The organism is Neobacillus rhizosphaerae, from assembly GCF_937468385.1.
Classification (GTDB): domain Bacteria; phylum Bacillota; class Bacilli; order Bacillales; family Cytobacillaceae; genus Neobacillus; species Neobacillus rhizosphaerae.
The window spans coordinates 18347-31104 of record NZ_CALBWS010000026.1; the positions used below are offsets into that span (position 1 = coordinate 18347).

12 protein-coding genes are annotated in these 12758 nt (G+C 40.6%); 10 read left to right on the forward strand and 2 right to left on the reverse strand.

The window, feature by feature from the left end; all coding sequences use genetic code 11:
- Window positions 1-52: 52 nt before the first annotated feature.
- Window positions 53-844 (forward strand): sporulation transcription factor Spo0A, encoded by a 792-nt coding sequence (gene spo0A, locus M5A78_RS17575; RefSeq protein ID WP_248736584.1) that lies wholly within the window; start codon window positions 53-55, stop codon window positions 842-844.
- Here spo0A and M5A78_RS24820 read toward each other — a convergent pair.
- Entirely contained in the window at window positions 795-1022 is a 228-nt protein-coding gene (locus tag M5A78_RS24820) for a YycC family protein (protein ID WP_319942315.1), read from the reverse strand. The two genes, spo0A and M5A78_RS24820, sit on opposite strands and share 50 nt — an antisense overlap.
- A 35-nt stretch (window positions 1023-1057) precedes the next feature.
- Here M5A78_RS24820 and M5A78_RS17585 point away from each other — a divergent pair, with 35 nt between their 5' ends.
- Entirely contained in the window at window positions 1058-1786 is a 729-nt protein-coding gene (locus tag M5A78_RS17585; RefSeq protein ID WP_248736585.1) for a glycerophosphodiester phosphodiesterase, read from the forward strand.
- Between the two features lie 10 nt (window positions 1787-1796).
- Here the strand turns inward: M5A78_RS17585 and M5A78_RS17590 are convergent, their stop codons facing one another.
- Window positions 1797-2030, reverse strand: coding sequence for a DUF2627 domain-containing protein (locus M5A78_RS17590; protein WP_248736586.1), 234 nt, complete (start codon window positions 2028-2030; stop codon window positions 1797-1799).
- A 186-nt stretch (window positions 2031-2216) separates the two neighbouring features.
- Here M5A78_RS17590 and M5A78_RS17595 point away from each other — a divergent pair, with 186 nt between their 5' ends.
- The 8 genes from M5A78_RS17595 to M5A78_RS17630 all read left to right on the forward strand — a co-directional run bounded on the left by M5A78_RS17595 (window position 2217) and on the right by M5A78_RS17630 (window position 12661).
- Entirely contained in the window at window positions 2217-4292 is a 2076-nt protein-coding gene (locus M5A78_RS17595; protein ID WP_248736587.1) for a sigma-54 interaction domain-containing protein, read from the forward strand.
- Between the two features lie 132 nt (window positions 4293-4424).
- Entirely contained in the window at window positions 4425-5330 is a 906-nt protein-coding gene (yqiS, locus tag M5A78_RS17600) for a phosphate butyryltransferase (protein ID WP_248736588.1), read from the forward strand.
- Between the two features lie 29 nt (window positions 5331-5359).
- Window positions 5360-6463 carry a branched-chain amino acid dehydrogenase gene (gene bcd, locus M5A78_RS17605; protein WP_248736589.1) on the forward strand — a complete coding sequence of 368 codons (1104 nt, stop codon included), beginning with the start codon at window positions 5360-5362 and terminating at the stop codon, window positions 6461-6463.
- Between the two features lie 157 nt (window positions 6464-6620).
- A complete protein-coding gene (gene buk, locus M5A78_RS17610; protein WP_406603720.1) occupies window positions 6621-7739 on the forward strand; it encodes a butyrate kinase in 1119 nt (372 codons plus the stop codon).
- 22 nt (window positions 7740-7761) lie between these two features.
- A complete protein-coding gene (lpdA, locus tag M5A78_RS17615; protein ID WP_248736591.1) occupies window positions 7762-9183 on the forward strand; it encodes a dihydrolipoyl dehydrogenase in 1422 nt (473 codons plus the stop codon).
- 39 nt (window positions 9184-9222) lie between these two features.
- A complete protein-coding gene (locus M5A78_RS17620) occupies window positions 9223-10224 on the forward strand; it encodes a thiamine pyrophosphate-dependent dehydrogenase E1 component subunit alpha (RefSeq protein WP_248736592.1) in 1002 nt (333 codons plus the stop codon).
- Between the two features lie 12 nt (window positions 10225-10236).
- Entirely contained in the window at window positions 10237-11220 is a 984-nt protein-coding gene (locus M5A78_RS17625; protein ID WP_248736593.1) for an alpha-ketoacid dehydrogenase subunit beta, read from the forward strand.
- Between the two features lie 139 nt (window positions 11221-11359).
- Window positions 11360-12661 (forward strand): dihydrolipoamide acetyltransferase family protein, encoded by a 1302-nt coding sequence (locus M5A78_RS17630; RefSeq protein WP_248736594.1) that lies wholly within the window; start codon window positions 11360-11362, stop codon window positions 12659-12661.
- Window positions 12662-12758 lie beyond the last annotated feature (97 nt).

A 12758-nucleotide genomic window follows, 5' to 3' on the forward strand; every position in this document is an offset into this window, starting at 1 on the left:
AATAGCGGTTTATGATGAAATAGAGTTGAGTTGAATTGAGGAGGAACCGGAAGTGAAGAAAATAAAAGTTTGTATCGTTGACGACAATAGGGAATTGGTTGGTTTATTAGAGGATTATATATCATCCCAAGAGGATATGGAAGTGGTTGGGATTGCTCATAATGGTCAAGAGTGTTTAGATATGTTATCTACAACAGACCCTGATGTACTTGTTTTAGATATTATCATGCCGCATCTAGATGGTTTGGCAGTACTTGAGCGGCTGCGGGAGGTAAAGAAAGGGGCTATTCCAAATGTCATTATGCTGACAGCGTTTGGGCAGGAAGATGTGACTAAAAAGGCTGTCGACCTTGGAGCATCTTATTTTATTTTAAAACCCTTTGATATGGAAAATCTCGGTAACCATATTCGGCAAGTCAGTGGGAATTCCAATTCGTTCACACGTAAGGCTCCATCCTCAAGCTATCGCTCTCAATCAGAACATAAGCCCAAAAATTTGGATGCCAGCATTACAAGTATTATTCATGAGATTGGGGTTCCAGCACATATTAAAGGGTATTTATATTTACGTGAAGCCATTTCCATGGTATATAACGACATTGAACTATTAGGCTCTATCACGAAAGTGTTATATCCTGATATTGCAAAAAAGTATAATACAACCGCAAGCCGAGTTGAGCGAGCTATTCGTCATGCCATCGAAGTGGCTTGGAGCCGTGGAAATATCGATTCGATTTCCAGTCTGTTTGGATACACTGTCAGCATGACAAAAGCAAAACCGACAAATTCGGAATTCATCGCCATGGTCGCCGATAAATTACGGTTAGAACATAAGGCTTCCTGAATGGGCCAGTAAATATTTTGAAAGCCTTCATCATCGTGAATGAAGGCTTTTTCTTTTCCCATTCTATTAGTTTTTGAATGAGAATTTGCAAATGGCTTTGCATAAGCTGTTCTATCGGTACATTTAATTTCTCGGAAACCTTTATTGTTGTTTCTAGTGATAATGGTAAAGATTTCAAGTAATCCCTTCATTTTAAAGTTAGGAAGTGAAAACATGACACAAATTTTTGCGCACCGCGGATACTCTGCCTCTTTTGCTGAAAATACAATGGGAGCCTTTGTTGAGGCAGAAAAGGCAAGAGCAGACGGGATTGAGCTTGATGTTCAATTAACAAAGGATGGTGAAATTGTTGTCATCCATGATGAAAAGGTTGACCGAACAACGAGTGGTAAAGGGTTTATTAAAGATTTTTTATATAAGGATATCAGAAAACTTAATGCGAATAACAAGGGTGTTAAGAAAGAGTCGATTCCATCCTTATCCGAGGTTCTTGAATGGCTGAAAACAAATAAATTACAATGTAATATTGAACTAAAAAATGGTTTGATCACCTATGAAGGAATGGAAGAAAAGGTCATTCAACTGGTTCGAAAATATGGTTTATCGGACCGGATTATTATCTCCTCTTTTAATCACTATAGTATCGTTTACTGCTATCGGCTTGCACCGGAAATTGAAACAGCACCACTTTTCATTGAAGGAATCTATATGCCATGGATTTATTCCCAATCCATTAAAGCAAAAGGGATTCACCCTAAACATTCTGCTATGTCTGATAATATCATCATAAATACGATGGAAAATGGAATTGCTGTCCGGCCCTATACGGTTAATAAAGATGCAGATATGCATCGCCTTTTTAACCTAAATTGCACGGCCATCATTACAGACGATCCAGTTAAGGCATTTAAAATACGGAAACAATATGAAAAGAGACCATAAGGCCTCTTTTTTATTTTTTGAATCTAGCTTGAACATTGTTTCTTTTTCGATCACGGTGAAATATAAACCCAGCGACAAAACCGAGACCACCAATAAAAAAAACCAATCCAATTAGAAATTGAAGCCATAAATAAGGGAATGGTGCTTGAAGAATGCCAAAGGTCATATCACGCATTAATTTTATTCCTAAAGCGGCTAAAATCCCTGGGATCAACAAAATGATAAGAGCAATAATACGCTTCATTAAATATATCCTTCCAATTTATATTTTTAAGTAAAGGTATATCTAGATTATATCTCATGAAAATACTATTACATAGAAGAAATTTGTCAAGGCGGGAGTTTGGTTATAAAATAGATAATGAAATAAATTGCATATTTTCCCTGGGATGGGATGAAAAAAATTTCTTTATTAAAGGGGCCGGAGAACATGCAAAACGTAATGATTGTTGGAGCCGGCAAGGGTGGTACCGCAATCTTAAAAATTTTAAAAGAATCAGAGGTGTTAAAAGTCCATCTGGTGATTGATCGCAATTTGGATGCACCAGGCATTTTATTGGCCCAACAAGAGGGGATTAAAACAGGGACCCATTGGCAGCCTTTTCTAACTGAAAATATCGATATCATTATTGAAGTAACGGGTAATGATGCTGTTTTTCAAGAAATACGAAATGCTAAAAAGAAGAAAACAGTGTTGATTCCGGGAAGTGTTGCCTTTCTGCTTTCAAAGCTTTTGGAAGAAAAAGAAGAATTGGTTGTGAAGCACCAAAATGAATCCTATCAGCAGGAACTAATTTTTAATGCTGCTAATGATGGGATGATGGTGATTGATAATCATGGAACCGTCATCTTGTTTAACAAACGAGCTGAAGAAATAATGGGAGTAAAAAAAGATGAGGCAATCGGAAAATCTATAGTTGAAGTCATTCCAACAACCAGGCTACCGCTAATTCTTAAAACAAGAAGAATTGAAGCGAACCAAGAAATGTTGTTGGGGAATGATCGGAAAATCATCACAACCCGTATCCCCATCATTGAAGAAAACGGAACAATAATCGGGGCTTTTGCTGTTTTTAAAGATATTACAGAGGTTGTGAATCTAGCGGAGGAAATTACGGATTTAAAAGAAATCCAAACTATGCTTCAAGCGATTATCCATTCGAGTGATGATGCTATTTCTGTTGTGGATGAGGATGGCCGGGGAATCCTCATCAATCCAGCTTATACCCGTATTACCGGCCTCACACAAGAGCAAGTAATTGGCCAGCCTGCTACTGCGGATATATCTGAAGGTGAGAGTATGCATATGAAGGTAATACAAACCCGAAGAGCTGTCCGTGGTGTCCCGATGAGGGTGGGGCCAAATAAAAAGGAAGTAATTGTGAATGTTGCACCGATTATTGTTAAAGGGAAATTGAAGGGGAGCGTCGGTGTTATTCATGATATGTCGGAAATGAAATCACTTAGCAGGGAATTGAGCCGGGCCAGGCAAATCATTCGTACGCTGGAGGCCAAATATACCTTTGAGGATATCGTTGGTCAATCCGATGAAATGATGCTTGCCATTGAGCAGGCAAAACTTGGAGCGAAAACACCTGCAACCGTCCTTCTTCGCGGTGAGTCCGGAACGGGAAAAGAGTTGTTTGCCCATGCCATACATAATGCAAGTGATCGGAAATATAACAAATTTATTCGGGTTAATTGTGCCGCTATCTCTGAATCATTGCTAGAAAGTGAACTATTTGGTTACGAAGAAGGGGCTTTTTCCGGGGCAATCCGAGGAGGGAAACGAGGTTTTTTTGAAGAAGCGAATAATGGCAGCATCTTTCTCGACGAGATTGGCGAGCTTTCTGCGAATACTCAGGCGAAACTGTTAAGGGTATTACAAGAGAATGAAATCATTCGTGTGGGTGCCACAAAGCCTGTCATCATCAATGTCAGAGTCATTGCTGCCACCAATGTTAATTTAGAAAAGGGTATCGCCAAAGGATCCTTTAGGGAAGACTTATATTATCGTTTAAATCGCATGCCCATTCATATTCCGCCACTTCGAAATCGAAAAGAAGAGATTCCGTTATTATGTGAACGACTTATTCAAAAAATTAATCGCGACTATGGACGTAACGTGGAAGGAGTTACCCAAGCAGCCTTACTTCAGTTAATGGGGTATGATTGGCAGGGGAACGTTAGGGAATTAGAAAATATTCTTGGCCGAGCGATTATTTTTATGAACTTTTATGAGACATTAATCGATGTTCATCATTTACCTGAGTTAAAAAATAAAAAAAGTGGTAGTGAGCTATCCCTTACCAATACGAGTGAATCCTTTACATTAGCCCATTCTTTATCGGAGATGATGGAAGGATATGAGGCAAAAATCATTCAGCAAACACTTTTCCGCTTAAATGGTAATAAGACATTAACGGCCAAAACGCTTGGGTTATCTGTAAGGAATTTATATTATAAGCTCGAAAAATACAATCTTGAAAAAAATAGCATGCAATAAATTTCATGATATGAAAAATATTGCACGGTATAATTGGTGCAATAAAGCGTTTTCAAACAAATGTGTTTTGGCACAAATCTTGCACATTAATAATTGGGAGTAGCAGTAATTGGAGAAGGGGTTGATGATAACTTGTTGCTAGATTCACTAATTGACAAAGCAACCCATGAAGGCATAAATACTGTTGCAGTTGCTGCAGCAGAAGATTCTGAAGTCATAGAAGCTGTTATTGATGCATTAAATCGAAATCTTGCTCATTTCATCCTGTTCGGTGATAAAGATAAAATTTCTTCACTCATTGAAAGGAAAATGGATGAACGGATGAACAGTAATCATGTAAAAATTGTTCAGGCCGATTCAACTGCCAACGCAGCAGAGTTAGCTGTTAAGGCTGTTTTTAACAAAGAAGCCAATGTACTAATGAAAGGTAATATTCCAACCAATATTTTTTTAAAGGCTGTCTTAAATAAGGAATATGGACTAAGAACAGGGAATGTTTTATCGCACGTCGCTTTTTTTGAAATTCCTGGCTATGACCAACTTACGATTGTAACAGACGCTGCATTGAATATTGCACCTGACTTGGAACAAAAAGCACAAATAATAAAAAATGCTGTTTCAATGGCCAAGTCGATTGGAATCGAGACTCCGAAAGTAGCTCCCATTGCCGCAGTTGAAGTAGTTAATCCAGTGATGTCGGCAACCATGGATGCTGCTGCATTGACGATGATGAATAAACGGGGACAAATATCTGGCTGCATCGTTGATGGGCCGCTTGGCTTAGATAATGCTGTTTCAGCAATCGCTGCAGAACATAAAGGAATACAGAGTGAAGTAGCTGGTAAAGCCGATATTTTATTGGTACCTACTATCGAAGTTGGAAATGTATTGTATAAATCATTAATTTACTTTGCGAAAGCAAGGGTTGGTGCCGTTGTTGCTGGTGCTAAAGCACCCATTGTGTTAACATCTAGGGCCGATTCAGCGGAAAGTAAGCTTTATTCACTTGCGTTAGCGTTATGCTGTATTAAAAAATAGATATTCATCATTCGAGGAGGAATAAAACAATGGAAATCTTCAAGTACTTAGAAAAATATGATTATGAGCAAGTAGTATTCTGCCAGGATCAACAATCAGGTTTGAAAGCGATTATCGCGATTCATGATACAACACTTGGACCTGCTTTAGGCGGAACCCGCATGTGGACATATGCATCAGAAGAAGCAGCAATTGAAGATGCCCTTCGTCTAGCCAAAGGGATGACTTATAAAAATGCAGCAGCAGGCTTAAATCTTGGGGGCGGTAAAACCGTTATTATTGGTGACCCTCGAAAAGATAAGAATGAAGCAATGTTCCGTGCATTTGGCCGTTATGTCCAAGGGCTAAATGGCCGATATATTACAGCAGAAGATGTGGGTACAACTGTTGCTGATATGGATTTAATTCACGAAGAGACAGATTTCGTTACAGGAATCTCTCCAGCATTCGGTTCATCAGGCAATCCCTCACCGGTAACAGCATTTGGTGTTTATCGTGGAATGAAGGCTGCTGCGAAAGAGGCTTTTGGGTCTGATTCGCTAGAAGGAAGAGTGGTGGCTGTTCAGGGAGTTGGAAATGTAGCATATACTCTTTGCCAATATTTACATGAAGAGGGTGCACAACTGATTGTAACCGATATTAATAAAGAGGCAGTTAATCGTGCAGTAGAAGCATTTGGTGCACTTGCAGTAGACCCAGATGAAATTTATGGTGTTGAATGTGATATTTATGCCCCATGTGCTCTTGGAGCAACTATCAATGATGAAACCATTCCTCAACTAAAAGCAAAGGTTATTGCGGGTTCGGCTAACAATCAATTAAAAGATACCCGTCACGGGGATATCATCCATGAAATGGGTATTGTTTATGCACCAGATTATGTTATTAATGCTGGTGGTGTCATCAATGTTGCTGATGAACTCTATGGATACAACCAAGAACGGGCTATGAAAAAGGTTGAACAGCTTTATACAACGATTGAAACAGTAATCGAAATTTCAAAACGTGATGGCATTCCAACATACGTTGCAGCTGACCGGATGGCAGAAGAGAGAATTGCAAGAATCCGTAATTCTAGAAGCCAATTCTTGCAAAATGGCCATCACATTCTAAGTCATCGAATTTCAAGGTAAGTGAAAAAAGCGCAAGCGCTCGTTTAGCGTCGGATGGATTGGAGCTAGGCAGGATTCGAAATTCTACGATGAAAATTTTGATGTTTTAAAAAATAGTAAAGGCAGAGCGCTGAATGGCAAATTCAGCGCGTTTGCCTTTAAATGATGTTTTTGTTAAATGGGGGTCACTACGTTGTCAGATAAAGAATATCGAATTCTCATCATCAACCCAGGCTCAACATCCACCAAGATTGGAGTCTTCGATAATGAAATTTCCATTTTTGAAAAGAACATCCGTCATGAGGCGGAGATCATTAATACTTTTACAAATATTAATGATCAATATGATTTTAGAAAAAAGACCATTTTGGAAACACTGGATAAGGAAGGAATCAATATTTCTAAATTATCTGCAGTTTGTGGGCGGGGAGGATTACTTCGTCCAATCCAAGGGGGCACATACGCAGTTAATGACTTGATGCTGAAGGATTTACGATCCGGTTTTTCAGGACAGCATGCATCGAATCTTGGTGGTATTATTGCCTATGAAATTGCCTCAGGCCTTAATATTCCATCGTTTATTGTCGATCCAGTCGTTGTCGATGAACTAGACCCTATTGCAAGAATTTCTGGCTTCTCCTTAATTGAAAGAAAAAGTATCTTTCATGCCTTAAACCAAAAAGCAGTTGCTAGAAGAGTGGCTAAGGAATTAGGAAAAAAATATCATGAGTTGAATCTAATTGTTACCCATATGGGCGGTGGGATTACAGTGGGCGTCCATAAAGATGGAAAGGTTATTGATGTGAACAACGGTCTACATGGTGATGGACCTTTTAGTCCAGAACGTTCAGGAACTGTGCCAGCTGGGGATTTAATCGCACTTTGTTATTCAGGGGAACATTACCGGGAAGAAATCATGAAGCGCCTTGTTGGTCAAGGAGGGCTTGTAGGATACCTTGGAACTAATGATGCAGTAAAAGTCGAGAAAAGAATTGAAGCTGGCGACGTTGAGGCGAAGCTTATCTATGATGCTATGGCCTATCAAGTTGCCAAAGAAATTGGAGCTGCCAGTGCTGTATTATCAGGTAAGGTAGATGCGATAATATTAACGGGTGGTCTTGCTTACGGAAAAGGATTTGTGAGATCTATTACCGATAGAATTAATTGGATCGCTGATGTAATTGTTCAACCTGGTGAAAATGAACTTCAAGCACTTGCTGAAGGTGCACTTCGCGTTTTACGTAATGAAGAAGATGTAAAGATGTATCCCGGACATTTTACAACAGCGATAATTTAAGGATAAAGGGGAGGAAAGATAAATGGCACAAGAATACGATTTAGTCATTCTTGGCGGTGGAACAGGCGGCTATGTGGCTGCCATTCGCGCCTCTCAGCTTGGCTTAAAAACGGCAATTGTAGAAAAAGGAAAACTTGGTGGTACTTGCCTACATAAAGGCTGCATCCCAAGTAAGGCACTATTAAGAAGTGCAGAAGTTTTTGCTACAACGAAACATAGTGAGGACTTCGGAGTCATCACAAGTGATGTTTCAGTGGATTTCAGTATGGTGCAAGCAAGAAAGAATAAAATCATTGACCAACTACATAAAGGTGTTCAGCATTTAATGAAGCAAGGGAAAATTGATGTTTATGAAGGGTTAGGACGCATCCTCGGCCCGTCGATTTTTTCACCAATGCCTGGGACAATTTCAGTTGAAATGAATAATGGCGAAGAAAATGAGATGTTGATTCCGAAAAATGTGATTGTGGCTACAGGTTCGAGACCAAGGACACTTCCAGGATTAGAAATTGATGGGGAATACGTGATGTCATCTGATGAAGCTCTGCAACTTGAAGCATTGCCAAGTTCAATTATTATTGTAGGCGGCGGTGTAATTGGCATTGAATGGGCATCGATGCTTTCTGATTTCGGGGTGGAAGTCACAGTTATTGAATATGCTGACCGTATCATTCCGACGGAAGATAAAGAAATCTCCAAAGAAATGCAGCGGTTGATGAAGAAAAAAGGTATTAAACTTGTTACAAGTGCGAAAGTCCTTTCAGATACGATTGTTAGGGATAATGGAGTTTCCATTTCGGCAGAGGTAAAAGGTACGGTAAAGGAATTTAAAGCTGAAAAGCTGCTTGTTTCGGTTGGACGTCAGGCGAACACGGAAGGTATTGGCATTGATAATACAGAGATACAAGTAGAAAAAGGCTTTATTGTAACTAATAAATTCTTCCAAACGAAGGAATCACATATTTACGCAATTGGCGATGTGATTGGTGGCTTACAGCTCGCCCATGTTGCTTCGCATGAAGGAATCGTAGCCGTAGAACATATTGCTGGGAAGGATCCTTCACCATTTGATTATAATCTAGTATCAAGATGTATTTATAGTAATCCAGAGGTTTCAAGCGTCGGAATAACAGAAGACCAGGCAAAAGAAAAAGGGCATAAAGTAAAAACAGGGAAGTTTTCTTTCCGGGCAATCGGAAAGGCACTTGTGTTTGGAGAATCAGATGGATTTGTTAAAATTATCGCTGATGAGAAGACCAATGATATTCTAGGGGTGCATATGATTGGTCCGCACGTTACCGATATGATTACCGAGGCAGGGCTTGCGATGGTATTAGATGCAACACCATGGGAAATCGCTCATACTATTCATCCACACCCAACTCTTTCAGAGGCAATCGGGGAAGCGGCACTTGCAGTAGATGGGAAAGCGATCCATTCATAAGTTATTTTTTCAAACGAACAATTGGGAGGTAAGAAATAAATGGTAGAAAATCGTCATGAAGCTTTAGGTTTAAGCGACGGAAAAGTATTGGAAATGTATGAAACGATGCTTTTGGCCCGCCGGATTGATGAGCGGATGTGGTTATTGAACCGTGCTGGGAAAATTCCCTTTGTAATTTCATGTCAAGGGCAGGAAGCGGCACAAGTAGGAGCTTCCTTTGCCCTTGATCGTGAAAAGGATTACGTACTTCCATATTATCGTGATATGGGTGTCGTGTTAACGTTTGGTATGACTCCTAGGGAACTCATGCTTTCTGGGTTTGCTAAAGCGGAGGATCCAAACTCTGGTGGAAGACAAATGCCAGGTCACTTTGGTCAAAAGAAAAATCGGATTGTCACAGGTTCATCGCCAGTAACAACTCAGGTGCCGCATGCGGTAGGTGTTGCCCTCGCTGGAAAAATGGAAAGAAAAGACCTTGTTACGTTTGTAACCTTTGGGGAAGGATCGTCCAACCAAGGTGATTTCCATGAGGGTGCTAACTTTGCCGGTGTCCATAAACTCCCGGTCATTTTCATGTGTGAAAATAATAAATACGCAATTTCTGTTCCAATTGAAAAACAATTAGCATGTGAAAAGGTTTCTGACCGTGCCATCGGGTATGGCATGCCTGGAATTACTGTTGATGGGAATGATCCATTGGAAGTATATAAAGCAGTTAAAGACGCTGCTGATCGTGGGCGCCGAGGTGAAGGTCCAACATTGGTTGAAACAGTTTCCTACCGCCTGACACCGCACTCATCTGATGACGACGATCGTTCTTACCGTGCACCAGATGAGGTGGCAAAGGCAAAAACACAAGATCCAATCATTACGTTTGGAGCCTATTTGAAGGAAACAGGTGTGATGAATGATGAGTTGGAAAAGGAAATCAATGACCGTGTAATGAAACAGGTGAATGAAGCGACTGATTATGCTGAAAATGCTCCTTATGCACCACCAGAAGAAGCATTGAAATATGTTTATGCGGACACGGAAGAGTAAGGGGGAAGTAACATGGCGATCATTTCATATATTGATTCAATAACTATGGCCATTCGTGAGGAAATGGAAAGGGATCCAAAGGTTTTTGTACTGGGAGAAGATGTAGGGGTAAAAGGCGGCGTATTTAAGGCTACACAAGGTTTATATGAGCAATTTGGTGAAGAACGCGTCATTGATACACCGCTTGCGGAATCAGCGATTGCAGGAGTCGGAATTGGTGCAGCGATGTATGGCATGCGACCGATTGCTGAAATGCAATTTGCCGATTTTATTATGCCGGCAGTCAACCAAATTATCTCGGAAGCAGCAAAAATTCGCTATCGTTCGAATAACGACTGGAGCTGCCCAATGGTTATTCGTGCCCCGTACGGAGGCGGAGTACATGGTGCCCTTTATCATTCTCAATCAGTTGAAGCGGTATTTGCCAATCAACCTGGTTTGAAAATTGTGATGCCATCGACTCCTTATGATGCGAAGGGCTTATTAAAAGCAGCTATTCGTGATAATGACCCAGTTCTATTTTTTGAGCATAAACGGGCCTATCGGTTAATTAAAGGGGAAGTTCCAACGGATGATTATACCTTGCCAATCGGAAAAGCTGATGTGAAGCGGGAAGGTGAAGACATTACTGTTATTACCTATGGCTTATGTGTACATTTTGCCCTTCAAGCGGCGGAGAAATTAGCCAGTGATGGAATCTCAGCACATATTCTCGATTTGCGAACCGTTTATCCACTTGATAAAGAAGCAATCATTGAAGCGGCATCGAAAACTGGTAAAGTCCTTCTTGTTACTGAGGCTACAAAAGAAGGCAGTATAATGGGTGAAGTGTCAGCGATTATTGCTGAAAATTGTTTATTTGAATTAGATGCTCCTATTATGCGTCTAGCTGGACCGGATGTACCGGCAATGCCGTATGCACCAACGATGGAAAAATTCTTCATGGTAAATCCTGATAAAGTGGAAAAAGCAATGCGCGAGCTTGCTGAATACTAAAACGAAAAGCGGAGGCGCCTTGGGCAGCCCCGACAAGCGCTGGAGGGCATGCCAGTGAAGTCGTACTTTGACTTCATTGGCAGGACCAAAGCGACTCGAGGGGCTAGGCGCTGGAGCTGGACAATAGGAGGTATGAACATTGACTCTTGAACAAATTAAAATGCCTCAGTTAGGGGAAAGCGTAACCGAAGGTACAATTAGTAAGTGGTTAGTATCTGTAGGTGATAAAGTAAATAAGTACGATCCGCTTGCAGAGGTAATGACAGATAAAGTAAATGCAGAAGTCCCATCCTCTTTTACTGGTGTGATAAAAGAACTAATTGCGGGTGAAGGTGACACATTAGCAGTCGGCGAAATTATTTGTACGATTGAGATGGAAGGCGGCAAAGTTGAGGAAACCCCAGCAGCAGGTGAAAAACAGCCAGAAGTTCCTAATAATGCTGCAGCAGCTGTTTCCCAAGCAGATCAAGGAAACAAAGCCCGTTATTCACCTGCCGTTCTTAAAATTTCTCAAGAACATGGCATTGATTTAACTCAGGTGTTAGGCACCGGTGCCGGTGGACGGATTACCAGAAAAGATCTACTTAAATTAATTGAGTCTGGAAATATTCCAGTTGCAGGACAAACAGTGGAAGCAGAAAAACAGCCTGCAGTTGAGCAGGTTGCAAAACAAGAATTGGTCCAGCCAGTTCCTACAAAGGCGCCAGCTGCACCAGCAGTGAATATCCCAGTGGCAGCTGGAGACATTGAAATTCCGGTAACTGGCATTCGTAAAGCAATTGCGGCTAATATGCTGCGCAGCAAGCATGAAGCACCGCATGCATGGACCATGATTGAAGTGGACGCAACTAATCTTGTTGACTATCGTAATTCCTTAAAAGGTGAATTCAAGAAAAAAGAAGGCTTTAATTTAACATTCTTTGCTTTCTTTGTGAAGGCAGTGGCACAGGCATTAAAAGAATTCCCGCAAATCAATTCGATGTGGGCTGGTGAAAAGATCATCCAAAAGAAAGACATCAATATTTCGATTGCGGTTGCGACAGATGATGCACTTTACGTCCCTGTTATCAAAAATGCGGATGAAAAAACAATTAAGGGTATTGCCCGTGAAATCTCTGAACTTGCTGTGAAAGTGAGAACTGGAAAGCTGAAGTCAGAAGATATGCAGGGAGGAACCTTTACTGTAAACAATACGGGTTCCTTTGGCTCTGTTCAATCAATGGGAATCATAAATTACCCACAAGCGGCTATTCTACAGGTGGAGTCGATTGTCAAGCGTCCAGTTGTCATGAATAATGGTATGATTGCAGTTCGTGATATGGTCAATTTATGTATGTCACTTGATCACAGAGTATTAGACGGACTTGTTTGTGGCCGTTTCTTACAACGTGTGAAAGAGATCCTTGAAAATATTTCGAAATCAACAACTTCCATTTATTAATCTAAAACAACCGCTACCGAGAATGGGGGCGGTTGTTTGTTTTTATTGCTTGAATTGCCTTTGTACCATAAAATAGTACTAAGTAGAATTGATTGAA